Origin of the sequence: uncultured Halovibrio sp. (genome assembly GCF_913056445.1) — a bacterium.
In the GTDB taxonomy this organism is placed as follows: Bacteria; Pseudomonadota; Gammaproteobacteria; order Pseudomonadales; family Oleiphilaceae; genus Halospina; species Halospina utahensis_B.
In genome coordinates this window covers 43,737-68,226 of sequence record NZ_CAJXMA010000001.1, presented here as the reverse complement: position 1 = coordinate 68,226, position 24,490 = coordinate 43,737, and the positions used below count along the sequence as shown (strand labels likewise).

Here is a 24,490-nt window from a genome sequence, read left to right as displayed (position 1 = left end):
GTTACGAGTCCCAGGTATCCGGTTTCAGGGCCTGGAAGCGGGTGGCCAGATCCGCCAGGCGGTCGGGCAGGGATGGCCCGAAACACATCAACTCCAGCATCGGAAGCCGGGCCCAACGCTCCGTTTCCGCTGCCGGTGACAGCATCAACGGCCAGTGCCGCGCCAAAGCGGATTCCCCCTCCTCCCCGGTCCACGCTTCGAGAATCAATACGGCGTCGTGTTCCACCATGCTGAGCGTCCGGACGCTCAGCTTCTCACCCGCAACCCTCTCTGAAGGCGCACTGATCCAGCCAAGCTGCGCGAACATGCTGTGGCAGGGGTGATCCGGCGCTGTCAGGCGGTACCGACCACGCCCGGTTTCCACCAGTACCAGAACCCGCGGACCCGGTACGTGCAGCCGGGCGCGCAGCCCCTCGAACGTTTCCCGGAAGCGTTGGGCAGGGACCATTTCACCCATGGTATTGCCAAGGATGCGGGCAATGCGTTTCAGGTTATCCTGGACATCGGATGCGCTGCGCGCTCCTTGAACCATGGAAAGGCGAGGTTGGTAGCGGGTAGGCAGCCAGGTCGGGCACAGGCTGGTCCCGCCGGCGATCTCGTGGGCCAGGATCAGGTCGGGGTCCGGACCATCATCGCGTCCGAGATGCTGCCAGGGAACCAGCCGGTCCCCGAAGCCCAGTGCTCGGACGTAGTCCTCAATGACCGCATCACCGGCCATAACACGCCGGATCTGGGGCATCGTCGTGGCATGAAGGACCAGCGCGGTTTCGATGCAGGCACTGACGGTGGCCTGGAGTTCGGGCAGGAGGCGGGTGAAAGACTGGCTCATGGCGATTCAATGGTTCCTGTGGGGTCATCGAATCGCCAGTATTGCCGGCCTTTTCCTATATGTCAATGAGAATGGTTCGCACTAATGATGGCGATCTCCGGATCTTCCCTAGTCACTGCCAGTCTGCAGCAGTGAAATATCCGCGACCCTGAGGAACAGCTGCCTGAGTCGTTCCAGGAGTGCCAGCCGGTTGGCTCTCAGGCTGTCGTCATCCGCCATCACCATGACGTCGTTGAAGAACCGGTCCACCACCTCACGCAGCTGCGCCAGGGACTGGAGGCCGGCATCATAGTCGCCGCGGGCGAACAGCGGTTCGACCTGTCCCTCCTGGGACTGGAGCGCCTCATAGAGTGCCCGTTCCGCCTCTTCCTGAAAGCGTTCGGGATCCATACTGCCGGCCTGGGTGCCGCCCTGTTTCTCAAGGATATTGGAGACCCGCTTGTTGGCGGCTGCCAGGGCCTGAGCTTCCGGCAGGGCGACGAAGTTGTTCACCGCCAGCACCCGGCGATGGAAGTCGAGGGGCTGGGTGGGTCGGCGCGCCTGAACTGCCAGGAAAACCTCCGCCGGAACTCCCTGATCCTCGAAGCTGGCCCGGAAACGCTCAAGAATATAGTCCACGACCGGCTGGATCGGATCGTTCACAGTAAGGCTGTTGAACTCCCCGGCAGCCCAACCGGCCAGCTCTTCGAGATCCAGGGTCAGTTCGCGTTCCACCAGTATGCGGATCACGCCCAGTGCCGCCCGGCGCAGTGCGTAGGGGTCACGTGTGCCGCTGGGGGGCTGGTTGATCCCGAACAGGCCCACCAATGAATCAAGCCTGTCCGCGAGCGCAACGCAGGCGCCAATGTCGGTCTGCGGCACACGGTCCCCGGCAAAGCCTGGCAGGTACTGTTCGCTCAATGCCCTTGCGACCGATTCGTCCTCACCATCATGACGTGCGTAATACTCGCCCATGACACCCTGGAGGTCGTCGAACTCCTGGACCATCTCGGTCAGCAGATCGGTCTTGCTCAGGGTTCCGGCACGCCGTGCCTTGTCCGGATCCGCGCCAATGCCCTCGGCAATACGCCCGGCCAGGGAGGCAATCCGGAGTGTCTTGTCGTGCAGGCTGCCCAGATCCTGCTGGAAGACAATGGGTTTGAGATCGTCCAGCCTGTCGATGAGCGGGGTTTTCCGGTCGGTATCGTAGAAGAAGGCGGCGTCCGCCAGCCGGGGCCGGATGACCTTTTCGTTGCCCGCGATCACCGCCGAGGGGTCGTGGCTCGCGATATTGGCCACTGTGATGAAACACGGCATCATGGTGTTATTGGCATCCACCACGTGGAAGTACTTCTGGTGTTCCTCCATGGAGGACACCAGGGCTTCCGGCGGTACGTCGAGGAATCGCTCCTCAAAACGGCCGAGCAGCGGTACCGGCCATTCACACAGCGCGGTGACCTCGTCCAGAAGGTCCGGATTGATGACCGCGCTACCTTTAGCCTGTTCTTCCGCCACACGGGTCACCCCGCTACGGATCGTCTCCCGGCGTGTCGCGAAATCCGGTTCAACCCAGCCGTGCTGGCGCAACACCAGTTCGTAATCCGCAGGCGTGGAGATGATGAGCTCACCCGGGTGATGGAAACGGTGACCACGCGTGGCCTGCTCGGCTTCGCAGCCCAGTACGGTGCAGGGTACTTCCTTACTGCCATAGAGCATGATCAGCCAGTGAACCGGGCGAACAAACTCCTCGCGGCGGGACCCCCAACGCATGCGCTTGGGGATGGGCAGTCCATTGAGCGCTTGCTCCACCATACCGGGAAGCAGCTCGGCCGTGGGGCGGCCTTTTTCCACGCCACGGTAGACCAGCCAGGCGCCTTTATCGGTCTCCATGGTGTCCAGCTCGTCCGGCTGGATGCCCAGGTTGCGCGCAAAGCCTTCCAGGGCGCGCGTGGGGTTGCCCTGATCGTCAAACGCCGCTTTCACGGCCGGGCCCTTCTTCTCGAAGGGAGTGTCCGGCTGGGCGTCCGCGAGCTTATTCACGCGTACGGCCAGTCGCCGGGGTGTGGCGAAGGTTTCGATCTCGCCGTACTCAATGCCCGCGTCCGCCAGCGCGCTGCGCAGGCCCTCCCCGAAGGATTCCGAAAGTGTCTTCAGCGCCTTGGGGGGTAATTCTTCCGTGCCGACTTCAACCAGGAAATCCGGTGTGGCCATGATCATGCCTCCTTCTGGGTGTCGTCGTCGGCGAGCAGTTCGCGCCGGATGGTCTCGTCCGCCATGGGGAAGCCGAGATCCCGGCGCCGGTCGTAATAGGCCCGGGCCACCGCCCGGGCCAGGGTGCGTACCCTCAGGATGTAGCGCTGGCGCTCGGTGACCGAGATCGCGTGCCGGGCATCCAGCATGTTGAAGGTGTGGGAGGCCTTGAGCACCTGCTCGTAAGCCGGCAATGGCAGGCCTGCGTCCACCAGGCGCTGGGCTTCACGCTCATGCACGCCGAAGGCGTGGAACATGAACTCGACATCCGCCTCTTCGAAGTTGTAGTGGGACTGCTCGACCTCGTTCTGGTGGTAGACGTCGCCATAGGTTACTTCGCCGGCCGGTGTCCGCGTCCAGACCAGGTCATAGACGCTGTCCACCTCCTGCAGGTACATGGCGATGCGTTCCAGGCCGTAGGTGATTTCACCGGTCACGGGGTAGCATTCAATACCGCCCACCTGCTGGAAATAGGTGAACTGGGTGATCTCCATGCCGTTGAGCCAGACCTCCCAGCCCAAGCCCCAGGCCCCCAGGGTTGGCGACTCCCAGTTGTCTTCCACAAAACGGATGTCGTGCACCAGTGGGTCCAGGCCCAGGACCCGCAACGAGTCCAGGTACTGTTCCTGGATGTCGTCCGGCGAGGGCTTGAGCACCACCTGGAACTGGTAATAGTGCTGCAGCCGGTTGGGGTTCTCACCGTAGCGACCGTCCGTGGGGCGGCGGCTGGGTTGGACATAGGCAGCATGCCAGTTTTCCGGCCCGATACTGCGCAGGAAGGTGGCGGGATGGAAAGTCCCCGCGCCCACTTCCATGTCCAGCGGCTGCTGGATGATGCAGCCGCGCTCGGCCCAGAACTGCTGGAAGGCCAGGATCAGCCCCTGGAAGGTTGTTACATCGGGTTGTGCCTGTTCGCTCACGGCGTCCACCTGCTGGGGATTGAGGGGATCGGTTTCCCGTTCTACCAAAGGCGCGTATTATACGCTCCGCCTCCGGTTCTTAGGAAACCCCGGCCCGGGAGTCGTTCAAATTTCCATGAAAACCCTGCGCATCAGGGGCCTGCGCGCCCTGCTCTGGCTCATCGGTCACCTGCCGCTGGCGCTCGCCCAGTCGCTGGGCCGTGTTGTTGGCCTCTGTCTATGGGCCGCGCGCGATCGTACCCGCAAGGTAACCGAGCGCAGTCTCACCCTGGCCTATCCGGACATGCCGGAAGCCGAGCGCCGTACCCTGGCCCGCGACAGCCTGCGGGAGACCGGCAAGCTGATCGCGGAAATCCCCATCATGTGGGAAAGCCCAGTCCCGCGCTGCCTGGGCCTGATCCGTGAATTCGAGGGCCAGCATCTTCTGGACGAGGCACGGGCCGAGGGCCGCGGCGTGGTGCTGATCGTGCCCCATCTCGGCAACTGGGAACTGCTGGGGCTCTACTACTCCACCCGCTTTTCCATGGCCGCGCTCTACAGCCCGCCCAAGATGGCTGAGATGGAAGACTACATGTCGAAGGTGCGGGGTCGTGGTGGGTCGGAGCTGGTCCGGGCGGACCGCAAGGGGGTGCTGCGGCTGTTCAGCATCCTGCGCGAAGGCGGTGTTGTGGGGATACTGCCGGACCAGGTTCCGGATGCCAGTGGCGGCACCTACGCGCCCTTCTTCGGTATTGATGTTCTGACCATGAAGCTGGTTTCCCGCCTGGTTCAGAAAACCGGCGCCCGGGCTGTGGTGACCTATTGCGAACGGCTGCCTGGCGCCCGCGGGTTCCGCCTGGTTGCGGACGAGGCGGATCCACGGCTCTACGCGGCGGACACGGAGACCTCGGTGGCCGCCCTCAACGCCAGCGTGGAATCCGTTGTCCGGCGGATTCCGGAACAGTACCAGTGGGAGTACAAACGCTTCCGCAAGCAGCCATCCGGCAAGCCCAACCCCTACAGAGACCTCTGACGGAGCCATTGAGTGCGCGCCTACGCGGATAACGACTACCCGGGCGACTACCGCCCGGACTGGCGGGTGATCGCCAGCCTCTGGCCCTACCTGAAGGAATTCCGGGGCCGCGTTGGCATCGCGGCTGCCTGCCTGATCGTCGCCAAGCTGGCGACGGTGGCCACGCCTGTGGCACTGAAATACATCGTCGACCATCTGGACGCGAAAGACAGCGGCGACATGGTCCTCTGGATTCCGGTTCTCCTGGTGGTCGCCTACGGGTTGCTGCGCTTCAGCGGCACCCTGTTCAACGAGGTGCGCGACGCGGTCTTCGCGCGCGTCGCAGAGCGGGCCATGCGTCGTGTTTCGCTGCAGGTCTTCCGTCATCTGCACCGGCTGGAGCTGGGCTTTCACCTGGACCGCCGTACCGGGGGCCTCGCCCGGGATATCGAGCGCGGCACCAATGGCATCAGCTTCCTGCTGCGCTTCACGCTGTTCAACATCGCGCCCACTATCCTGGAACTGGTGATGGTCTGCGGCATCCTGTTGTTCGCTTTTGATCCCGGCTACATGCTGACCGTCCTGGTGGCCGTCGTGATCTACGTGGTGTTTTCGATCCGGGTCACCGAGTGGCGGACACGGTTCGTGCGCGAGGCGAACGCCAAGGACAACGAGTCCAACAGCCGTGCGGTGGACAGCCTGCTGAACTACGAGACGGTCAAGTACTTCAGCAACGAGGACTTTGAGGCCGAGCGCTACGATGCCAACCTGGCCGAGTGGGAACAGGCCCGGCTCAACAACCGCCTTTCACTGGCGACGCTGAATGCCGGTCAGGCCCTGATCATCGGCATCGGGCTCATTGCGGTCATGGCCATGGCGGTAACGGATGTGGCGGCTGGGGACATTACCCTGGGCGATTTCACCATGATCAACGCCTACCTGCTGCAGCTGTTCATTCCCCTGAACGCCCTGGGCTTTGTCTACCGCGAGATCCGGCAGGCACTGGTCAACGTGGAGCGCCTTTTCGGGTTGCTGGAACAGCCACCAACAGTGGTGGATGCGCCGGACGCGAAACCACTGGCGGTCACCGGGGGCCGGATCGAATTCCGCCATGTTGGGTTCGGCTATCGCCCGGACCAGCGGATCCTGCAGGATGTCTCCTTTGAGGTGCCGGCCGGCTCCCGGGTGGCGGTGGTGGGCGCCAGCGGCGCCGGCAAGTCGACCCTGGCAAGGTTGTTGTTCCGCTTCTTCGATGTGCAGGAAGGCGCCATTACAGTCGATGGTCAGGATATCCGCGAGGTCACCCAGCAGAGCCTGCGCGAGGCCATCGGCGTGGTGCCCCAGGACACCGTGATGTTCAACGACAGTCTGCGCCGCAACATCCTCTACGGACGGCCCGATGCCAGTGAGGAGGACCTGCAGCGGGCGCTGCGCATGGCCCATCTGGAGGACTTCGTGGCACGCCTTCCCGAGGGGCTGGAAACGCGGGTCGGTGAACGGGGCCTGAAGCTTTCCGGGGGTGAGAAGCAGCGCGTGGCCATCGCCCGTGTCATCCTCAAGGATCCGCCCATACTGGTGCTCGACGAGGCCACGTCGTCACTGGACTCGGTGGCGGAGCAGCATATTCTGGAGGCGTTGGACGAGGTCGCCAGCAACCGGACCACGCTTGCCATTGCCCATCGCCTGTCCACGGTGAATGACGCGGACAGCATCCTTGTCATGGATGCCGGCTGTATTGTTGAACGCGGCACCCATGAACAGCTGCTTGCCCTGGGCGGTCGTTACGCCCGGCTATGGGAACGTCAGGCGCTGGGCGATGAGCCATCGGCGGATGCCTGAAGGGATTCGGGGGTGAGCATGTCGATACCGCCATCAGCGTTCTGTCGGGCCACAACCGTGCAGTTACGGCCGCGCGTCTTGGCCTGATAGAGGGCTTCGTCAGCGGTACGGATCAACCACTCATGGTCCCGCTGGCAGTCCGGTATACAGCACGCCAGCCCAATGGAAACGCTCAGCGCAATGGGGTTGCCCTCCCATTCAAATTCCACTGATGCCGCGGCCTCGCGTATGCGTTCGGCCAGCAGGGTCGCGCCTCCGAGATCGGTCATGGGCAGCAGGATCACGAATTCCTCGCCCCCGTAGCGCGCGACGGTGTCGGCGACCCGTCCCACTCCCTCTTCGCAGATCGCTGCAATCCGGCGCAGCGCGTCATCACCGCAGAGGTGGCCGTAGTCGTCGTTAACCGCCTTGAAATGATCAATGTCCAGCATCAGAAGGGACATGGTATGGGTCTCACGGCAGCTGCGCCGCCATTCGCGCTCCAGGGCCTGGTCAAAGTAGGGTCGGTTCTTGAGCTGCGTGAGGCCATCCAGCTCGCTCAGCTGCTTGAGCTGATCATAGGCGTGGCGGAGCTCCTCGGTGCGCTCCTCCACCCGTGCTTCCAGCTTGAGGTTGGCGTCCTGCTGCACCCGCAGCGCCTCGGCCTGGGCCTGCTGGCGCTGTTCGCGTTCCTGGTTGATGCGCCAGGCCAGAGCAAAGGACAGCAGCAGCATCTGGATGACGGCGCCGATCTGGGTGCCATGGTCCACCAGCATATTGGTGGGAATCACGCCGGTCTTGCTGACGGTATAGGCGATGTTGGCAAACAGGAAGATGCCCCAGGCAATGACGTAGAAGCGGGCCAGCACTTCACCGCGCCACCACAGATAGCAGGCACCCACCAGCGCCAGTACCGCCTCGCTGCTGACGACCCCGAGCATCAGAGCAATGGCGATGTGATAGGGCACGAGCACGCTGATGATTGCCAGGGCAATACCCGACCAGCCGATGGCCCGGAAGATGATGGACCACAGGCGGCTGTGCCTGGGGGCATTGAGGAACTGATGGGTAAAGAACCCCACGGCGGCAAGGCTGAGTGAGAGAAGCACCGTCAGGCTGATGCCGTTGAACCAGGGCGCGCCGGGCCACAGGTACTGGAAACCGAAGCCCCGCAGCGCCGCCTGTGACAGAACGAAGGCCAGCAGATAGAGGACGTACCAGAGATAGGCGCCATCCCGTACCGCAAAGTACAGCAGCAGGTTGTAGATGGCGAGCGCCCCCATGATGCCGAAGAACATCATGTGCAGTGCCGAGGATACCTGGGTATCCCTGAGGAAGGCCTCCGGCTCCCACAGACGTACCGGGGCCTGCAGGGCCCCTTCGGTCTGGATGCGGATCAGCAGCAGGTAGCGGGTGTCCGGAGCCAGTGTCAGCCGGCTCACGAAATCGTGATGCGCGATCGGTCGGGATGAGAATGGCAGGGTATCCCCGGTGTGGACCTCGGTGATGGTTTCACCGTCACTGGCCCGCAGAAGCTGGATCCGGACATCATCCAGTGGTGGATAACCTATCTGGAGATAGCGGTCGATTTCCGAACTGCTTTTGAGCCAGACGCCCATCCATACGGGGGCGCTCTCCAGCCCGAGGTTGAGGATCCTGCCGTTGGTGGTCTGCCAGTCCGGCTCCCCAGGCGCCTGTAACAGCGATTGCGCGCTCAGTTCAGAGTTGGGGTCGGCCACCCACCGCATATCAGCGCTGAGGTCCAGTTCCCTTTCATCATCGACCTCGACGAGCTCAAGCGCCGCTGCTGGGCCGCTGCCGAGTACCATGAGGACCAGGATGACGACTGCAAACCACGTTCCGACAATACGTTTCATGTTCCGCAGTCTAGTTGAGCCGCAGTGGTTGTCACATTGGCCGTTCAGCGCCGCCAGAACTCAGGTGTGAAAAGTACCAGCAGCGTGAAGATTTCCAGTCGTCCCAGGATCATGGCGGCCATGCCGCTCCATTTGGTGACATCCGGCATGCTCTGAAAGGTGCTTGAGACCTCCCCGAGGCCCGGCCCGAGATTGGTCAGGGTGGCGACCACGGCGGTCCAGGCGGTGACCTGGTCAAGGCCCATGGCGAGGTTGATCAGCAGCAGCACCACGAAGACCACCATGTACATGGAGAAAAAGCCCCAGACCGCCTGGAGGATCCGGTCCGAGACCGGGCGGTGACCCAGTTTGATGGGAATGACCGCGTTCGGGTGCAGGATGCGCCGGATCTCCCGCGCGCCCTGGCGGTAGATCAGCAGGATGCGCATGGCCTTCATGCCGCCGGCGGTGGAGTTACCGCAACCGCCCATGAAGGCCATCAGGATCAGCATGACGGGCAGTACGCTTGGCCAGTAATGGAAGTCGGCCGAGGTGAAGCCGGCGGTCGTGGCAATGGACAGGACCTGGAAGATCCCGTTGCTGAGGCTGTGCCAGGGATCGTAGGTGGCGGTCAGGATCAATATGCCCACCGTTGCCACGCAGGCCCCCCCCATGACACCGGCATAGAACCGGAATTCCGGGTCACGGAAGTAATGCCAGGGGCCTCGCTGATTCCAGGCCATGAAATGCAGCGCAAAGTTGACGCCGCTCAGGAACAGGAAGAAAGACGCGATGAGCTTGATGGCATGGCTGTCGAAGTGGCCCATGCTGGCGTCGTGGGTGGAGAAGCCGCCGATGGCGACGGTTGAGAAACTGTGGCCGATGGCGTCGAACAGCGTCATGCCCGCAACCCAGTAAGCAAGCGCGCAGGCAATGGTCAGCCCCACGTAGATGTACCAGAGGGCCTTGGCGGTCTCGGCAATCCGGGGGGTCAGCTTGTTGTCCTTGACCGGGCCGGGCACTTCCGCGCGATAAAGCTGCATGCCGCCGATGCCCAGCATTGGCAGGATGGCCACGGCCAGTACGATAATGCCGATGCCGCCCAGCCACTGCAGCTGCTGGCGGTACCAGAGGATGGACTCCGGTAGTGCGTCCAGCCCTGTAAGCACGGTGGCGCCCGTGGTAGTCAGGCCCGAGACTGCCTCAAAGAGGGCATCCACGTAGCGCATGCTGGGGTCGGAGCTGAAGAAGAACGGCACGGAACCGGCCAGACTGAGCACGATCCAGAACAGGGAAGTGATCAGGAAGCCGTCGCGGACGCGCAGATCATCGCTGTTGCCGCGGTTCGGCCACCACACCAGGGCGCCAACCAGAAGCACCACACCGAAACCCTCAAGGAAGGCATAGGCCTGGCCGTCATCATAGATCAGCGAGACCACCACTGGAGGCAGCAGCGTCAGGCTGAATACCATCATCAGCAGGCCAAGGATTCTGGCGATGACCCCGTAACGCATGGTATGTCCTTTAGAAGAACGTCAGTCCGACCTGGAAGAGTTTCTCCACCTCGCGGATGCGTGATTTGTCCACCAGGAAGAGGATGACGTGGTCGTCGGGCTGGACCCGGACGTGATCGTGTGCGATCAGCACTTCGTTGTCGCGCACGATGGCGCCGATCGTGGTGCCCTCTGGCAGGGGAATCTCGTCCAGACGCTTACCCACGACCCGCGAGGAGCGCTGGTCGCCATGCGCAATAGCCTCAATGGCCTCGGCCGCCCCGCGACGCAGGGAGTGGACGTTGACCACATCGCCCTTGCGCACATGCGTGAGCAGGCTGCCAATGGTGGTCTGCTGCGGCGAGATCGCCACATCGATCTCACCGCCCTGGATAAGGTCCACGTAGTCCGGATTGTTGATCAGCGTCATCACCTTGCGCACGCCCAGGCGCTTGGCGAGCATCGAGGCCATGATGTTGGCTTCGTCGTCGTCGGTTACCGCACAGAAGACGTCCGTATCCTCAATATTCTCCTGCAGCAGCAGATCCTTGTTGGCGGCGTCACCCTGGAGGACGATGGTGTTGTTCAGGTTCTCGGAGAGTTCGATGCAGCGGTCCTGACTGCGCTCGATGATGCGCACCCGGAAGCGGTCCTCGAGGGTGCGCGCGAGCCGGTGGCCGATGTTGCCGCCGCCTGTGATCATGATGCGTTTGTAGGGCTTCTCCAGGGGCTGGAGTTCGCTCATGACCGCACGGATATGGTCACTGGCGGCGATGAAGAAGACCTCGTCGCCCTCCTCGATCACGGTGTCGCCCTGGGGAATGATGGGCCGGTCACGGCGGAAGATGGCCGCCACCCGGGTGTCGATGCGCGGCATGTGCGCGCGCAGGTACGACAGCTCATGCCCCACCAGTGGGCCGCCCTCGGTCGCCCGGATCGCCACCAGCCGCGCCAGGCCCCGGGAGAAATCCAGCACCTGAAGCGTGCCGGGGTATTCGATCAGTCGTGTGATGTGCTCGGTGACCACCTGCTCCGGGCTGATCAGCACGTCGATGGGGAAGCCTTCCTTCTTGTCCCGCTCGAACAGCTCCGGGCGGGCCAGATAGGCGCCGGTGCGCACACGGCTGATCTTGGTGGGGGTTCGGAAGCAGGTCCAGGCCACCTGGCAGGCGACCATGTTGACCTCGTCACTGTTGGTGGTGGCGATCAGCATGTCCGCGTCCTGGGCCCCGGCCTGCTTGAGCACGCGCGGATAGGAGGCACGCCCGAGCACGGACTGGATGTCGAGCCGGTCCTGGAGCTCGCGCAACCGGCCCGGGTTGTTGTCCACCACGGTGATGTCGTTCGCCTCGCTGGCCAGGTTTTCCGCGAGCGTACCCCCAACCTGGCCGGCGCCGAGAATGATGATCTTCATGGGTAACTGCTGACTCCCTCGCCGGATCCGTCAGACCCAGTGGGCCGGGTTTTTCTCCAGACAGGCGTAGAAAAAGCCGTCCTGTTCCCGCTCCCCCGTGATTAACTGGCGACCGTAACCGGTCTCGATGCCCCAGTCCAGCGTTATGGGGACCAGCTGGGCATCCATGTGGCCATTGATGAAGCGCTGGATGATACGCGCATTCTCCTGCTGAAGCACGGAGCAGGTGGCGTAGACCAGCCGGCCGCCGATGGCCAGCGTCTGCCAGCAGGCCTCAAGCAGGCGCAGCTGGGTATCCGCCAGCTCGCGGATGTCGGTCTCGCGGCGCAGCAGCTTGATGTCGGGGTGGCGGCGGATCACACCGGTGCCACTGCAGGGGGCATCCAGCAGGATGCGGTCGAACGCGGTGCCGTCCCACCAGGCGTCCGGATCGCCGGCATCCGCCGCCACCAGCCGGGCGCCGGCGCCGATGCGTTCAAGGTTTTCGGTGATCCGCCCGAGTCGGTCCCGGTCCGAGTCCAGCGCTACTACTTCCGTGAGGTCCGGTTCGTGCTCCAGGATGGCGCCGGTCTTGCCGCCGGGGGCAGCACAGGCGTCCAGCACCCGCTGGCCCGGGGCCAGCTCAAGCAGTTGCGTACACAGCTGCGCGGCTTCGTCCTGCACACTGAAGTGGCCTTCGGCGAAGCCTGGAATGCGTTCCACGGGGCAGGCTTCATCCAGCTGCAGGGCATGGGGCGCGAGCTGGCCGGGTTGTGCGGACAGCCCAGCGTCCGCCAGTGCTGCCAGGGCACTGGCCTGGTCATGATGACCGGTATGATAGCGCAGGCTCATGGGGGCCCTGCGGTTGTTCGCCTCCAGCATAGCCTGCCAGTGCTCCGGCCAGTTGGCACTGAGCTTGGCTACCAGCCATTCCGGATGGCTGTAGCGGATGGCATCGGTAACGGGCTCTGATTCGCCGTCACGCAGGCTTTTCCGGAGTATGCCATTGACCAGGCCGGTGAGCTGGTGCGCGCCGAGTTCCCTGGCGGTCTCGACGCTCTGGTGAATGGCCGCATGGGGTGCTATCCGCGTGTGGCGAAGCTGGTAGAGACCTAGAATCAACAGGGATTCCAGCTGCGCATGGCGTTTCGGCAGGGGCTTGTGCAGCCGCTGCTGGAGTTCCGCGTTGAGGCGGTGCCACCAGCGGCAGCTGCCGAAGCACCAGTCCTGAAGCCGGCCGCGCTCATCCGCCGGCAGACCCTCAAGGGCGGGGGGCAGGATCTGCCCAAGGGACTGGCCGCTGTGAACCACCTGGTGGATGATGCGGGTTGCCGTGGCGCGCAGGGAGCCCCCTGTCACGCCGCTCATGCTCCCAGCCTCTGACCGGGGAGGAGCACGGGCCTGCCGCCATTGATGAGGTCCTGCATGGATTGGGGGCGGCCGCCGGGCAGCTGGACCCGGGTGATGCGGAGGACGCCCTCGCCGCACTGCACCAGGGCGCCGGAGGGCTCGCGCTCGAGAACCGTCCCCGGCTCGGCATCCGTCACCTCGGTGTTCACCGGCTCCGCGAAGAGCACGCGCACAGCCTCATCATCCACCGTGGTGTGGGCCATGGGCCAGGGGTTGAAGGCACGGATACGGCGCGCCAGGGACTGCGCCGATCCCTGCCAGTCGATGCGGCCATCGCTGCGCTCGAGTTTGCGCGCATAGGAGGCCCTGTGATCGTCCTGGGGTTCGGGGTCCAGGCTGCCATGCGCCAGTTCGTACAGTGCTGCCGTGATGGCTTCGCCACCAAGCCCGGCCAGCCGGTCGTGAAGGCTGCCACCCGTCTCGTCGTCCGCGATGGTAAGGCGGTGGCGGCTGAGCACATCCCCGGTATCCAGCCCGGCGTCCATCTGCATGATGCTGATGCCGGTCTCGCTGTCGCCGGCGGCGATGGCCCACTGGATGGGCGCGGCCCCGCGCCAGCGTGGTAGCAGCGAGGCGTGGACGTTCAGGCAGCCGTGATCCGGAATGTCCAGAACGGACTGGGGCAGGATAAGGCCATAGGCGGCGACCACCATCACATCCGGGGCCAGTTCCCTCAGCGTGGCCTGCGCCTCTCTGTTGCGCAGGCTTTCGGGCTGTTCAATCCGGAGCCCGTGATCATGGGCCAGCTGGGATACCGGGCCGCGACGTGCCTTTCGGCCCCGTCCGGCGGGGCGATCCGGCTGGGTATAGACGGCCAGGATCTCATGCCCCGCTTCAATCAGGGCGCTGAGGCTGGCCGCGGCAAAATCCGGGGTGCCCGCGAAAACGATCCGCACGGTTCAGTGACTCCTCAGGAGGCTTTCTGGCGCTGCTGTTTCTCGACCCTGCGCCGGATGCGGCTGCGCTTGAGCTGGCTCAGGTAGTCGATGAAGAGCTTACCGTTCAGGTGGTCCACCTCATGCTGCAGACAGACCGCCATGAGACCGCTGTGTTCCTCGTCGAAGGGCTCGCCGTGGTAGTCCAGCGCCCGGACCCGGACGGACTGGGGACGGGAGACATCCTCGTAGACGCCGGGAATGGAGAGGCAGCCTTCCTGCATGGGCTCCTTCTCGCTCTCAGGGATCTCGAGTTCAGGGTTGATGAATACCCGGGGGGTGCTCTGGTCCTCGGAAAGATCGATCACCAGTACCCGCCGGTGGACGTTCACCTGGGTGGCGGCCAGCCCGATGCCCGGCGCTGCATACATGGTTTCGATCATGTCATCGACCAGGCGCCGGATGCTGTCATCCACGGATGCGACCGGCTCGGCGACGGTCCGCAGCCGCGGGTCCGGAAATTCCAGAATACTGAGAGTCATGATGCTGCTCCGAAGGGTTACTGGCGCCATTATCACGCATCAGGCAATGACCGTACAAACCGCCACGCTTACAAATCATTGCAGTGTTGTGGACGCGGTCCACCCGCTGGGATCGCAAATGGCGTTATTTCTTCTATAGTGGTGAAATAATGACGTCGATCGATCGAGACAAGCCAGCAAGGAAACCGAGCATGAGGATTCTGTCGATTCTGCTCACGGTGGCCCTCGGGCTGGGCGCCACCGGGGTCATGGCCGAGACACAGCTGCGGGATGACCATCCCGAGCAGTACACCGTCCAGCCCGGGGATACACTCTGGGACATCAGCGCACGCTTCCTGAAGGAACCGTGGAACTGGCCGGAGATCTGGCAGGCCAATCCCCAGGTGGACAATCCGCACCTGATCTACCCGGGGGATGTCCTGGAACTGACCTGGGTGGATGGCCAGCCGCGGCTGTCACGGGCCACAGACACGGACCGGGAAATCAAGCTCTCCCCGGAGGTGAAGGAAACTCCGCTGGACACCCCTATCCCCACCATTCCCCTGGAGGAGATCCGGAGCTTCCTGTCCAACACGCGGATCGTTGATGAGGCCACGCTGGAGGAAGCCCCCTATATCGTGCAGGGCCGAGATCGGCGTTCGATTATGGGTGCCGGGGATCGGGTCTACGCAAGAGGCGAGGCGCAGCCCCGGGAGACCCTGGCGGTGTTCCGTCGCGGTACCCGGCACGTGGATCCGGAAACCGGTGAGTTCCTGGGCCTCGAGGCACGCTCCATGGGCCGGGGCCGTGTGGCTGAGGTCAACGGCGAGCTTCTGAGCGTGGATCTGACCGCCAGCCGCGAAGAGATTGAAGCGAAGGACCGGCTGCTGCCCACGGAGTCGCGCGAGATCACCACGCGTTTCCAGCCCCGTGCGCCCGAGACGGATATCCAGGGGCGGATGATCGATGTCGAGGATGGCGTCAGCAACATCGGCCAGTATAATGTGGTTACCATCAACCGCGGTGAACGCGAGGGCCTGGAAGCGGGTCATGTGCTGGCGGCCTACAAGAAGGGCAACCAGGCGCGGGACCCGGTGACGGATGAACTGCTGCAGCTGCCTTCGGAACGGGCGGGGCTGGTGATGGTTTTCCGCACCTATGAGAAGCTCAGCTACGGGCTGGTTCTGCAGGCGACGCGACCACTGGAGATCATGGACGAGGTCCGTAACCCCTGAAACAACCATTCTGACAGAGGAAGTCACTGATGACGGTCATGGAACGACCCACCCTTCCCGGCCCGGAGACGGGCGACGCCCATCATCTGCTGGCGCTGCTGCCGGGCATGAATCCGGAACACTGGCAGGTGGTGCTGGATCAGCTTGAGGATCCCGCACGGCTGCTGACCATGACGCCGGACAGCCTGCGGGCACTTGGGCTGCCCAGATCCACCCGCCAGGCCCTGAATGCCTGGCAGGCCCAGGGGCTTGAGCCCACCACGCGACAGCGCCTGGAGCATGCCCGGCAGCAGTGCGGGGAACTCGGGATCCGTGTTATCCATTGGCGGGATCCGGACTATCCGGAGGCGCTGAGGCACATCCATGGCCCGCCGCCAGTGCTCTACTGCCGGGGTGACATCAACGCGCTCAATCGCCCCTGCCTCGCCATGGTCGGCAGCCGGCACGCCAGCCGCGATGGCCTCAATCACGCACGGCGCTTTGCCCATGCCCTGTCCGAGGGTGGTTTCAGTGTGGTCAGCGGCCTCGCCCTTGGCATTGACGGGGCGGCCCATAAGGGGGCGCTGGAAGGCGGTGGCGCCACCGTGGGCATCCTCGCCAACGGCGTGGACCGCCCCTACCCGCGCCGCCACGAGGCGCTGGCCAGGGACATGCTCCAGGCCGGAGGGCTCCTGGTCTCGGAGCTGCCTCCGGGCACCCCGGCCCGTGCCCACCTGTTTCCCCAGCGCAACCGCCTGATCAGCGGGCTCTGCCTGGGTGTGCTGGTGGTGGAAGCCGGGCTGCGCAGCGGCTCGCTCATCACGGCACGGCTGGCGATGGAGCAGGGGCGGGAGGTCTTCGCCGTTCCCGGGTCCATCCATCAGCCAAGCGTCCGGGGCTGTCACCGGCTGATCCGGGAAGGCGCCGTGCTGGTGGAGACAGTGGATGACATTGTTTCGGAGCTGGGGGTCTGGGAATCCGTGCCCACCAGAACGGAACCGCAAGCTGAAACCACACCCACCCATCTGGATGAAAGCAGTCGTCGCGTTCTGGAGGCGGTGACCTATGAACCGGTGGATTCGGACAGCCTCTGCCGCGCCACGGGCATGGCGGCTGCCGATCTGCTCCAGGCCACGCTGCTGCTGGAGATGGAGGGGCTGGTGGAATCAACGCCGGGCGGTTATCGACGCCGATCGGGCTGACGTGGGCCGCCGCTGGGGATAGACTTCCGCCTGACGATTCTGGAGATGGAGGTACCGGTGACAGCGCAGAGCCCGGACTGGTGGCATATTGAACAGGCAGCGGACTCACTCATGGCCGGCGGCGTCTGGGCCTACCCTACGGAAGCGGTCTGGGGACTGGGCTGTGATCCCTGGGACCCGGAGGCCGTGGAGCGGATCCTGGCGCTCAAGGGCCGGCCCTGGCACAAGGGCCTGATCCTGGTGGCGGCGGATACGCAGCAGCTGGATTTCCTGTTGGCGGACGCACCGGAAGAGGTCCGCAAGGCGGTGGACGACTACTGGCCCGGCGCCAATACCCTGCTGTTGCCGGATCCCGGTGAGCGAGTGTCTTCGCTGGTGCGCGGCGATCACGACCGGGTGGCCGTGCGGGTGCCGGAGCACCCACAGGTCCGGCGTCTGTGCCGGGCTTTCGGTGGGCCCCTGGTGTCCACCTCCTGCAATCGCGCCGGCGGTTCGCCGCTGCGCTGGTCCTGGCAGATCCACCGGGCATTCGGCAGTGAGCTGGATGGCATCCTCACCGGAGCCCTGGGTGGCGCCCGACGCCCGAGCCGCATCATCGACCCCATGGATGGTACCCTTCTGCGTGACTGACAACGCCCGTCCACGGGCAGCCGAGGAGCATCCATGAACAACACCCCCGACCCGGACGCCGTCTACCAGTACCTGATAGATCTCCAGGACCGGATTACCGATACCCTGGCAGAGCTGGATGGTGGTGCCGGTTTCCGGGAGGAGACCTGGGAGCGGGAAGCCGGAGGAGGTGGCCGCAGCCGCGTGATCGAGGACGGGGATCTGATCGAGAAGGGCGGCGTGAATTTCTCCCACGTCATGGGCGCGGAACTGCCGCCCTCGGCCTCCGCCAGCCGCCCGGAGCTGGCGGGTGCGAGCTGGGAGGCCATGGGTGTATCGCTGGTGATCCATCCGCGTAATCCCTATGTGCCCACCTCCCACGCCAACGTGCGCTTCTTCATTGCCAGGCCGGAAGGCCGTGAACCGGTCTGGTGGTTCGGTGGCGGTTTCGACCTGACGCCCTATTACGGTTTCGTGGCGGACTGCCGGTACTGGCACGAAATGGCCCGGCAAGCCTGTGCGCCGGCCGGTGATGACACCTGGCACCGTTTCCGCCAGTGGTGTGACGACTATTTCCACCTCAAGCACCGTGGCGAACAGCGTGGTATCGGCGGGCTCTTCTTCGACGATTACAACGAAGGCTCCTTTGAACACAGCTTTGAACTGATGCGCTCCATCGGGGACAGCTACCTGCCGGCCTATGTGCCCATTGTGGAGGCACGCCGCCATACGCCCTACGGCGACCGGGAGCGCCAGTTCCAGCTCTACCGCCGGGGGCGCTACGTGGAGTTCAACCTGGTCTACGACCGGGGCACGCTGTTCGGGCTGCAGTCCGGAGGGCGCACGGAGTCCATCCTGATGTCCCTGCCGCCGCTGGTGCGCTGGGACTACAACTGGCAACCGGAGTCCGGAACGCCCGAGGCGTGGCTGAGTGACTACTTTCTGCAACCCCGCAACTGGCTGGAGGAGAAGGATGACTGAACAGGCCCGCTATGCAGTGGTCGGCAACCCCATCGAGCACAGCCTGTCGCCGCGCATCCATACGGCATTTGCTGAACAGACCGGCGAGTCCCTGGTCTATGAGCGGCTGCTGGCGCCGCTGGAAGGGGTCCGGGATAGCGTGGAACGCTTCTTTGCGGAGGGCGGTGCCGGGCTCAACGTGACGGTGCCGTTCAAACAGCAGGCCTGGGAGATCGCCGGCCGCCATGAGCCCAGGGCGGCCCGGGCCGGCGCGGTGAACACCCTCTGGCGGGAAGCGGACGGAACCCTGGTCGGGGACAACACCGATGGTGCCGGGCTGGTGCGGGATCTGCGTGTGAACAACGGCGTGACCCTGGCCGGTGCCCGGGTGCTGGTGCTGGGCGCCGGCGGCGCCGTGCGCGGTATTCTGGAGCCACTGCTGAAAGAAGCACCGGCGGAAGTGGTGATCGCCAACCGCACACTGGCGCGCGCCGAGGCGCTGAGGGGTCTCTTTGGGGATACCGGTACCGTGGCGGTCAGCACCTTTGAGGCTCTGGTGGGGCCCTTCGATGTGATCATCAACGGCACCAGTGCCAGCCTGCAGGGCGAACTGCCACCTCTGCCGGGCGCTCTCGTCAATCCGGCAACCGTCTGCTACGACATGATGTACAGCCAGGCGGAGACCGCCTTCAACGCCTGGGCTCGGCAGCAGGGTTCCAGGCTGCGCCTTGACGGGCTGGGCATGCTGGTTGAGCAGGCGGCGGAATCCTTCCTGCAGTGGCGCGGGGTGCGCCCGGATACAGGTCCGGTCATGGCCCTGCTGCGGCCCGACTGAAGGCTGTTCCGCTGAATCTGGACTATGCTGGGGCCATGGAGGCCAGCCGGGAGGATCTCCCGGCCCCTTTCGGAGACAGTGAGGCGCCATGGATCTTCTGACACTGCTCGGCCTGCTGGTCGGCATCACCACCATTGTTGCCGCGATCGCCACCAGTTCCGGTCTCGCGTCCTTCCTCAATATTCCGGGGTTCCTCATCGTGGTGGTGGGCACCCTGGCGGTAACCCTCATCAAGCACCGCATGACCTCAGTGGTCAGCGCCTTCCGCATGGCGTTCGGCGAGGCCTTTCGGGACCGCACCGAGGAGCCCCTGGACCTGATCCTTCAGATCCGGGACCTGGCGGACATCGTCCGCAAGAAAGGCATCCTGGGCCTGGAGGATTACGACACCCGTTACCGGTTCCTGGCCAGGAGCATTGAACTGGCCGTGGACGGTCATCCGCCGGAATTCATCGAGGAGGCCATGACCCATGAGTTCCAGCAGACGCTGGAGCGCTATGAGAACGCGGAAAGGGTCTTTCGGGGCATCGGTGACTCCGCGCCGGCACTGGGCATGATCGGCACACTGGTGGGGCTGGTGCAGATGCTCAACCAGATGGAGGACCCCTCGGGCATTGGCCCCGCCATGGCGGTGGCCCTTCTGACCACCTTTTACGGCGTGGCCATCGGCCAGGTGATCTTCCTGCCGCTGGCGGACAAACTCCAGCTCAAGATGCAGGACGAACAGCGCAACATGACCCTGGTGCTGACCTCCATGCAGAACATCCTGCAGGGCCAGAACCCCCGCGTTATGCAGGATGTGCTGGCCGCCTATCTGTCACCCGAGGCGCGCGAGCGGCTCGACCAGGGCCGGCAGGCCTGACGGAGGGCGTTGATGGCGGCACTGCCGAAGCGCCGGTCCAGACGCGGCAACACCAGCAGCAGTTCTCCCGGGTGGATGACCACCCTGGCGGACATGTTCATGCTGCTGATGACCTTTTTCATCCTGATGCTGTCCTTTTCCAGCATGGATGCGGAGAAGTACCGGGCCATGGTCACGTCCCTGGTTGAGGCATTCAATATGGCCCCGGATCAGATGCCCGAGCCCCAGGGGCTGGCGGATGAGGATACGGAATCGCCGGCCATCAGCGAGGACGTCCCCATCCCCATGGACGGGGCACCCGCGGCCCCTTCCGAGGGCGACGCCATGCTCCGGGGGCAGGCCTCGGCGGAACCGGCACGCCCGGATGTGCATCCCGGGGTGGAACAGCTCGCCAGTATGCTGATCTCGGAAATGGAGAAGGCGGTCAGTGAGGAGCAGATCGACGTCGGGTTTGATCGCCAGAGGGTGGTGATCCGCTTCAATGACGAGGCGACCTTCCCGGTGGGTAGTGCTGAGCTGATTCCGGACATCCGCCCTGTGGTGGCCGACATCGTGGAGATTGTAGCCCGCTGTGACGGCGAGGTGGTCGTCACCGGCCATACGGACAACCGGCCCATCGTCAGTGACCGTTACCGCTCCAACTGGGATCTGTCCGCGGCGCGCGCCGTGTCCCTGGTGCATGAGCTGGTGCTCAATCGGGCCATACCGGCGGAGAATGTGGTGGCGGCAGGGCGTGCCGAAACCCGGCCGATCGCTGATAACGACACCGCGGAAGGCCGCGAGAAGAACCGGCGCGTGGAGATCGAGATCTATGAGCCGGACTGTGACACTGGTGGTGGGGACTGAGTTCCGGGCATAAAAAAAGGCGCCGGCAGTGCCGGCGCCGGAGCACCATGGGGCGTCCTGCCCCGAGGGGTCAGTTGACTTCCACCTCGATGGCCCTGGGCTTGGCCTTCTCCTGCTTGGCGAGGGTCAGCTCCAGCACGCCATCGTGGTAGTTGGCCTTGATGTTCTCGTCGTCCACATGCTCGGGCAGTGTGAAGCTGCGGGCGAAGTGGCCGTAGAACCGCTCCACCCGGTGCCGTTTCGCGTCGTCTTCGGTGGTCTCGAAGTTACGCTCGCCCTGAATGGTCAGCACGCCATCGTGCACCGAGACTTTGACATCTTCCTTCCGGATACCGGGCAGTTCCGCGGTTATGACGAAGGCATCCTTGTTTTCGGTGATGTCCACCGAGGGAGCCCAGTCGGTTTTCTGCAGGATTTCCCGATTGCCGTTGGTCGCCGGTGTTGTATCCCGGCCGGCCATCTGACGGTTGTACCGGTCGAGAATGTCTTCGAACTCGGCAAAGGGATTCCAGCGGGTCATGGCTGTCATGGTTATCACCTCCTCTCAACGAACCTGAAATCATGTCGGGACAACAGCTTCGTCAGGGGGAGCGTGGCTGACCGGCGCCGGATCATCAGTCCGCTTCCCTAACGCCCTATTGGATAGATAGGGACTGCCCGCGTATTTTCAAGGGGCGTCGGCAAGGAATTCGTCCTTGAGCTTGACGTAATTTCCGGCAGTGTAGGTGAAGAACCCAAGCTCCTCGTTGGTGAGGGGGCGGGCCTGGCGTGCCGGGCTGCCGCGGTACAGGTAGCCGGATTCCAGGGTCTTGCCCGGCGGTACCAGGGTGCCGGCGGCGATGATGACTTCGTCTTCCACAACGGCACCGTCCATGATGATGGCGCCCATGCCGACCAGCACCCTGCTGCCGATGGTGCAGCCGTGCAGCAGGGCCTTGTGCCCGACCGTGACATCATCGCCCACAGTGAGGGGGAAGCCGTCCGGGTTGTAGGGGCCGGCGTGGGTGATGTGGCACACGGAGCCGTCCTGGATGCTGCAGCGGCTGCCGATGCGGATGCGGTGCATGTCGCCGCGGATAACGGTCATGGGCCAGACCGAGCAGTCGTCGCCCAGTACCACGTCGCCGATGACGGTGGCGGTGGGATCAATCCATACGCGGTCCCCGAGCTGGGGGTGATCGCCCTTGTGGCTGCGGATCCGGGTCATGGTGGGTCCTCCATCTGAACTTAGGGTGGTTACGGGAAGTATGTCATCATGATTGCATCAAGGTCACACGCAGGAGACGCTCCATGAACAATCCTCTGCTGGCTCAGGACCAGCTGCCGAAGTTCGATGCCATTGATGTCGAGCACATGGAGCCGGCCATCGACCGGATCCTGAAGGAGAATCGGGCGCGCGTGGCGGAACTGGCGGAGCAGCAGGCGCCGACCTGGGCAAGCCTGGCCCAGCCCATGCAGGCGCTGGACGACCGCCTCAACAATGCCTGGGCGATCATTTCCCATCTCAATGGCGTGATGAACGACGAGGCGATCCGCGAGGTTCACAAGCGCTGCCTGCAGAAGATTACCGAGTACGGTTCCGAGATCAGCCAGAACGAGGCGCTGTGCGAGGCCTATAAGCGGCTCGCGGCCAGTGATGAGTTTGGCCGGTTGCAGGAGGACCAGCAGGAGGCCATCCGCCAGACCCTGCGTGACTTCCGGCTCGGTGGCGTGGATCTGCCAGAGGCGCAGAAGGCGCGTTTCGCCACCCTTTCCCAGGAGTTGGCGGATCTGGAAAGCCGCTTCGGCGACAATGTGCTGGATGCCACCCAGAACTGGTACCGCCAGGTGACCGATGAATCCGAGCTCGCCGGCCTGCCGCAGACCGCTCTGGACAGTGCCCGCCAGGCGGCGGAGCAGCGTGGCATGGACGGCTGGGTGATCACCCTGGATTTCCCCTCCTTCTACCCGGTACTGACCTACTGCGATAACCGTGAGCTGCGCCGTGAGGTGTACGAGGCGTTCACCACCCGCGCCTCGGATCAGGGCCCGGATGCGGGGACCTGGGACAACAGCCCGCTGATTGACGAGATCCTGAAGCGCCGGCACGAGCAGGCGCAGCTTCTGGGTTACGACAACTACGCCCAGCTGAGCCTGGCAACCAAGATGGCGGCCAGCGAGGACGAGGTGCTGGGCTTCCTGAACCGGCTGGCCGGGCGAGCGAAGCCGGTGGCCGAGCGCGAGCTTGAAGAGCTGCGTGAATTCGCCCGGGAACAGGGTGGTCCCGACCCCCTGGAGGCCTGGGATCTGGGCTATTATGGCGAGAAACTGCGCCAGGCCCGGTTCAGCATCTCCGAGGAGGAGGTCCGGCCCTGGTTCCCTGTGGGCCGTGTGATCAAGGGCCTTTTCCAGGTCGTCGAGAAGCTGTTCGATGTGCGCATCGTGGCGGATGAGAGCATTCCGGCCTGGCACGACGACGTGACCGCGTACCGCATGGAGCGCGGTGGTCAGCCCCTGGCCTTTTTCTATCTGGACCTCTATGCCCGCCAGGGCAAGCGTGGCGGCGCCTGGATGGCCGACTGCCGTGTCCGCTGGCGCCATGACGACGGCAGCGTGCAGCTCCCTGTAGCCTTCCTTACCTGCAACTTCACCCCGCCGGTGGGCGAGCAGCCCTCCCTGCTCACCCACGATGAGGTGGTGACGCTCTTCCATGAGTTCGGTCATGGGCTGCATCACATGCTCACCCAGGTGGACGTTGCGGATGTCTCCGGCATCAATGGGGTGGCGTGGGACGCGGTGGAACTGCCCAGCCAGTTTCTGGAGAACTGGTGCTGGGATCGTGAATCACTGGCGCTGATTGCCGGCCATCACGAGACCGGCGAGCCGCTGCCGGACGACATGCTCGAACGTATGCTCGCGGCGCGCAACTTCCAGAGCGGCATGCAGATGGTGCGCCAGCTGGAGTTTTCGCTGTTCGATTTCCGTTTGCACAGTGAATACGACCCGGCTGACCCCGTGGACCCGCTGGCGCTTCTGACCGAGGTCCGCAACCAGGTGGCCGTGGTGCATCCACCGGCGTTCAACCGTTTCCCGCAGGCGTTCGGACACATCTTCGCTGGCCCTTACGCCGCGGGCTACTACAGCTACAAGTGGGCGGAAGTGCTGGCCGCGGATGCCTTCTCGCTGTTTGAGGAACAGGGCATTTTTGATCCGCAGGCGGGGCGTGCTTTCCGCGAGAATATTCTGGAAAAGGGTGGTTCACGCGAACCCGCAGCGCTCTACCGGGCCTTCCGGGGGCGCGAGCCCAGCGAGGAGCCACTGCTGCGCCAGTCGGGAATCACTGAATCGGAGCGGGCGGCCTCAGCCGCGGGAGAGCCAGCTTGAAGAAACGTTTCATCGCCGGGGCGGTCTGCCCCCGTTGCAGTGCCATGGACCGGATCGTGATGTACACCACCGAGGAAGGCACCTTCCGGGAGTGCGTGGACTGTGGCTTTGAGGATCGCCAGCCCGAGGCGGCGGACATGACCCCGGCCTCGGAAACCCTGAAGACCCGCGTCACACCCACCGAACCGGATCCGCCGAAAAAGGACGATACGCCACAGCCGGTGCGGATCCTGCCTTCCGGGTCCGGCGGGACCCATTAAGGCG

The 24,490-nt window shown here is 64.3% G+C and carries 22 protein-coding genes; 11 read left to right on the top strand and 11 right to left on the bottom strand.

The features are described from left to right. Position 1: 1 nt before the first annotated feature. The 3 genes from QZ501_RS00360 to glyQ form a co-directional block, all read right to left on the bottom strand. Positions 2–829 (bottom strand): hypothetical protein, encoded by an 828-nt coding sequence (locus tag QZ501_RS00360; protein WP_295716383.1) that lies wholly within the window; start codon positions 827–829, stop codon positions 2–4. A 108-nt stretch (positions 830–937) separates the two neighbouring features. Continuing rightward, entirely contained in the window at positions 938–3,019 is a 2,082-nt protein-coding gene (glyS, locus tag QZ501_RS00355; RefSeq protein WP_295716381.1) for a glycine--tRNA ligase subunit beta, read from the bottom strand. A gap of 2 nt (positions 3,020–3,021) precedes the next feature. Beyond that, on the bottom strand, positions 3,022–3,978 hold the full coding sequence (gene glyQ / locus QZ501_RS00350) for a glycine--tRNA ligase subunit alpha (protein ID WP_295716379.1): 957 nt from the start codon (positions 3,976–3,978) through the stop codon (positions 3,022–3,024). A gap of 115 nt (positions 3,979–4,093) precedes the next feature. On the opposite strand from glyQ, the gene QZ501_RS00345 reads away from it, so the two are divergent. Next, on the top strand, positions 4,094–4,990 hold the full coding sequence (locus tag QZ501_RS00345; protein ID WP_151440165.1) for a lysophospholipid acyltransferase family protein: 897 nt from the start codon (positions 4,094–4,096) through the stop codon (positions 4,988–4,990). A 12-nt stretch (positions 4,991–5,002) separates the two neighbouring features. Beyond that, entirely contained in the window at positions 5,003–6,808 is a 1,806-nt protein-coding gene (locus tag QZ501_RS00340; protein ID WP_295716377.1) for an ABC transporter ATP-binding protein/permease, read from the top strand. Here QZ501_RS00340 and QZ501_RS00335 read toward each other — a convergent pair. From QZ501_RS00335 to def, 6 genes are read right to left on the bottom strand one after another with little or no spacing between them, the layout of a single operon-like run. After that, on the bottom strand, positions 6,772–8,664 hold the full coding sequence (locus QZ501_RS00335; protein ID WP_295716375.1) for a diguanylate cyclase: 1,893 nt from the start codon (positions 8,662–8,664) through the stop codon (positions 6,772–6,774). The genes QZ501_RS00340 and QZ501_RS00335 overlap by 37 nt on opposite strands. Before the next feature lie 44 nt (positions 8,665–8,708). Further along, positions 8,709–10,157 (bottom strand): TrkH family potassium uptake protein, encoded by a 1,449-nt coding sequence (locus QZ501_RS00330; protein ID WP_160898185.1) that lies wholly within the window; start codon positions 10,155–10,157, stop codon positions 8,709–8,711. Between the two features lie 10 nt (positions 10,158–10,167). After that, positions 10,168–11,550 (bottom strand): Trk system potassium transporter TrkA, encoded by a 1,383-nt coding sequence (trkA, locus tag QZ501_RS00325; protein WP_160898184.1) that lies wholly within the window; start codon positions 11,548–11,550, stop codon positions 10,168–10,170. Between the two features lie 30 nt (positions 11,551–11,580). Beyond that, on the bottom strand, positions 11,581–12,897 hold the full coding sequence (rsmB, locus tag QZ501_RS00320) for a 16S rRNA (cytosine(967)-C(5))-methyltransferase RsmB (RefSeq protein WP_095616113.1): 1,317 nt from the start codon (positions 12,895–12,897) through the stop codon (positions 11,581–11,583). Then, positions 12,894–13,835 carry a methionyl-tRNA formyltransferase gene (gene fmt / locus QZ501_RS00315; RefSeq protein ID WP_151440171.1) on the bottom strand — a complete coding sequence of 314 codons (942 nt, stop codon included), beginning with the start codon at positions 13,833–13,835 and terminating at the stop codon, positions 12,894–12,896. The genes rsmB and fmt overlap by 4 nt, the downstream gene beginning before the upstream one ends. A 14-nt stretch (positions 13,836–13,849) precedes the next feature. Beyond that, complete coding sequence (gene def / locus QZ501_RS00310; protein ID WP_151440308.1) at positions 13,850–14,359, bottom strand: peptide deformylase; 510 nt, start codon at positions 14,357–14,359, stop codon at positions 13,850–13,852. Between the two features lie 188 nt (positions 14,360–14,547). Between def and QZ501_RS00305 the strand changes: the two genes are divergently transcribed. From QZ501_RS00305 to QZ501_RS00275, 7 genes are all read left to right on the top strand, one after another. Beyond that, on the top strand, positions 14,548–15,570 hold the full coding sequence (locus QZ501_RS00305) for a LysM peptidoglycan-binding domain-containing protein (protein WP_151440172.1): 1,023 nt from the start codon (positions 14,548–14,550) through the stop codon (positions 15,568–15,570). A 29-nt stretch (positions 15,571–15,599) separates the two neighbouring features. After that, positions 15,600–16,751, top strand: a complete 1,152-nt coding sequence (gene dprA, locus QZ501_RS00300; RefSeq protein WP_295716370.1) for a DNA-processing protein DprA — start codon at positions 15,600–15,602, stop codon at positions 16,749–16,751. Positions 16,752–16,808: 57 nt separating this feature from the next. Then, positions 16,809–17,381 (top strand): L-threonylcarbamoyladenylate synthase, encoded by a 573-nt coding sequence (locus tag QZ501_RS00295; RefSeq protein ID WP_295716368.1) that lies wholly within the window; start codon positions 16,809–16,811, stop codon positions 17,379–17,381. A gap of 33 nt (positions 17,382–17,414) precedes the next feature. Next, the gene (gene hemF, locus QZ501_RS00290) at positions 17,415–18,341 is read left to right on the top strand and encodes an oxygen-dependent coproporphyrinogen oxidase (RefSeq protein ID WP_295716366.1); all 927 of its coding nucleotides are present in this window, start codon (positions 17,415–17,417) and stop codon (positions 18,339–18,341) included. Then, positions 18,334–19,155 carry a shikimate dehydrogenase gene (gene aroE, locus QZ501_RS00285; RefSeq protein ID WP_295716364.1) on the top strand — a complete coding sequence of 274 codons (822 nt, stop codon included), beginning with the start codon at positions 18,334–18,336 and terminating at the stop codon, positions 19,153–19,155. The genes hemF and aroE overlap by 8 nt, the downstream gene beginning before the upstream one ends. Before the next feature lie 88 nt (positions 19,156–19,243). After that, entirely contained in the window at positions 19,244–20,017 is a 774-nt protein-coding gene (locus QZ501_RS00280) for a MotA/TolQ/ExbB proton channel family protein (protein WP_151440177.1), read from the top strand. 12 nt (positions 20,018–20,029) lie between these two features. After that, positions 20,030–20,863, top strand: coding sequence for a flagellar motor protein MotB (locus QZ501_RS00275; RefSeq protein WP_151440178.1), 834 nt, complete (start codon positions 20,030–20,032; stop codon positions 20,861–20,863). Positions 20,864–20,933: 70 nt separating this feature from the next. On the opposite strand, the gene QZ501_RS00270 is transcribed toward QZ501_RS00275, so the two are convergent. Together QZ501_RS00270 and QZ501_RS00265 are read right to left on the bottom strand one after the other, a co-directional pair. Then, positions 20,934–21,392, bottom strand: coding sequence for an Hsp20/alpha crystallin family protein (locus QZ501_RS00270; protein ID WP_151440179.1), 459 nt, complete (start codon positions 21,390–21,392; stop codon positions 20,934–20,936). A gap of 138 nt (positions 21,393–21,530) precedes the next feature. Further along, positions 21,531–22,070, bottom strand: a complete 540-nt coding sequence (locus QZ501_RS00265; protein ID WP_295716361.1) for a gamma carbonic anhydrase family protein — start codon at positions 22,068–22,070, stop codon at positions 21,531–21,533. Between the two features lie 83 nt (positions 22,071–22,153). On the opposite strand from QZ501_RS00265, the gene QZ501_RS00260 reads away from it, so the two are divergent. Continuing rightward, positions 22,154–24,226, top strand: a complete 2,073-nt coding sequence (locus QZ501_RS00260) for a M3 family metallopeptidase (RefSeq protein WP_151440181.1) — start codon at positions 22,154–22,156, stop codon at positions 24,224–24,226. Further along, the gene (locus tag QZ501_RS00255; protein ID WP_198949356.1) at positions 24,223–24,486 is read left to right on the top strand and encodes a YheV family putative zinc ribbon protein; all 264 of its coding nucleotides are present in this window, start codon (positions 24,223–24,225) and stop codon (positions 24,484–24,486) included. Before QZ501_RS00260 ends, QZ501_RS00255 begins: the two co-directional genes overlap by 4 nt. The last annotated feature ends 4 nt before the right edge of the window (positions 24,487–24,490 follow it).

Bases quoted from the DNA above. Each gene is read 5' to 3' on its own strand.
- hemF (WP_295716366.1), top strand. From the start codon at position 17,415: ATGAACAACACCCCCGACCCGGACGCCGTCTACCAGTACCTGATAGAT.
- QZ501_RS00360 (WP_295716383.1), bottom strand. From the start codon at position 829: ATGAGCCAGTCTTTCACCCGCCTCCTGCCCGAACTCCAGGCCACCGTC.
- QZ501_RS00305 (WP_151440172.1), top strand. From the start codon at position 14,548: ATGAGGATTCTGTCGATTCTGCTCACGGTGGCCCTCGGGCTGGGCGCC.
- trkA (WP_160898184.1), bottom strand. From the start codon at position 11,550: ATGAAGATCATCATTCTCGGCGCCGGCCAGGTTGGGGGTACGCTCGCG.
- QZ501_RS00265 (WP_295716361.1), bottom strand. From the start codon at position 22,070: ATGACCCGGATCCGCAGCCACAAGGGCGATCACCCCCAGCTCGGGGAC.
- QZ501_RS00280 (WP_151440177.1), top strand. From the start codon at position 19,244: ATGGATCTTCTGACACTGCTCGGCCTGCTGGTCGGCATCACCACCATT.
- QZ501_RS00270 (WP_151440179.1), bottom strand. From the start codon at position 21,392: ATGACAGCCATGACCCGCTGGAATCCCTTTGCCGAGTTCGAAGACATT.
- QZ501_RS00330 (WP_160898185.1), bottom strand. From the start codon at position 10,157: ATGCGTTACGGGGTCATCGCCAGAATCCTTGGCCTGCTGATGATGGTA.
- QZ501_RS00260 (WP_151440181.1), top strand. From the start codon at position 22,154: ATGAACAATCCTCTGCTGGCTCAGGACCAGCTGCCGAAGTTCGATGCC.
- dprA (WP_295716370.1), top strand. From the start codon at position 15,600: ATGACGGTCATGGAACGACCCACCCTTCCCGGCCCGGAGACGGGCGAC.
- rsmB (WP_095616113.1), bottom strand. From the start codon at position 12,897: ATGAGCGGCGTGACAGGGGGCTCCCTGCGCGCCACGGCAACCCGCATC.
- QZ501_RS00335 (WP_295716375.1), bottom strand. From the start codon at position 8,664: ATGAAACGTATTGTCGGAACGTGGTTTGCAGTCGTCATCCTGGTCCTC.
- QZ501_RS00275 (WP_151440178.1), top strand. From the start codon at position 20,030: ATGGCGGCACTGCCGAAGCGCCGGTCCAGACGCGGCAACACCAGCAGC.
- QZ501_RS00345 (WP_151440165.1), top strand. From the start codon at position 4,094: ATGAAAACCCTGCGCATCAGGGGCCTGCGCGCCCTGCTCTGGCTCATC.
- aroE (WP_295716364.1), top strand. From the start codon at position 18,334: ATGACTGAACAGGCCCGCTATGCAGTGGTCGGCAACCCCATCGAGCAC.
- glyS (WP_295716381.1), bottom strand. From the start codon at position 3,019: ATGGCCACACCGGATTTCCTGGTTGAAGTCGGCACGGAAGAATTACCC.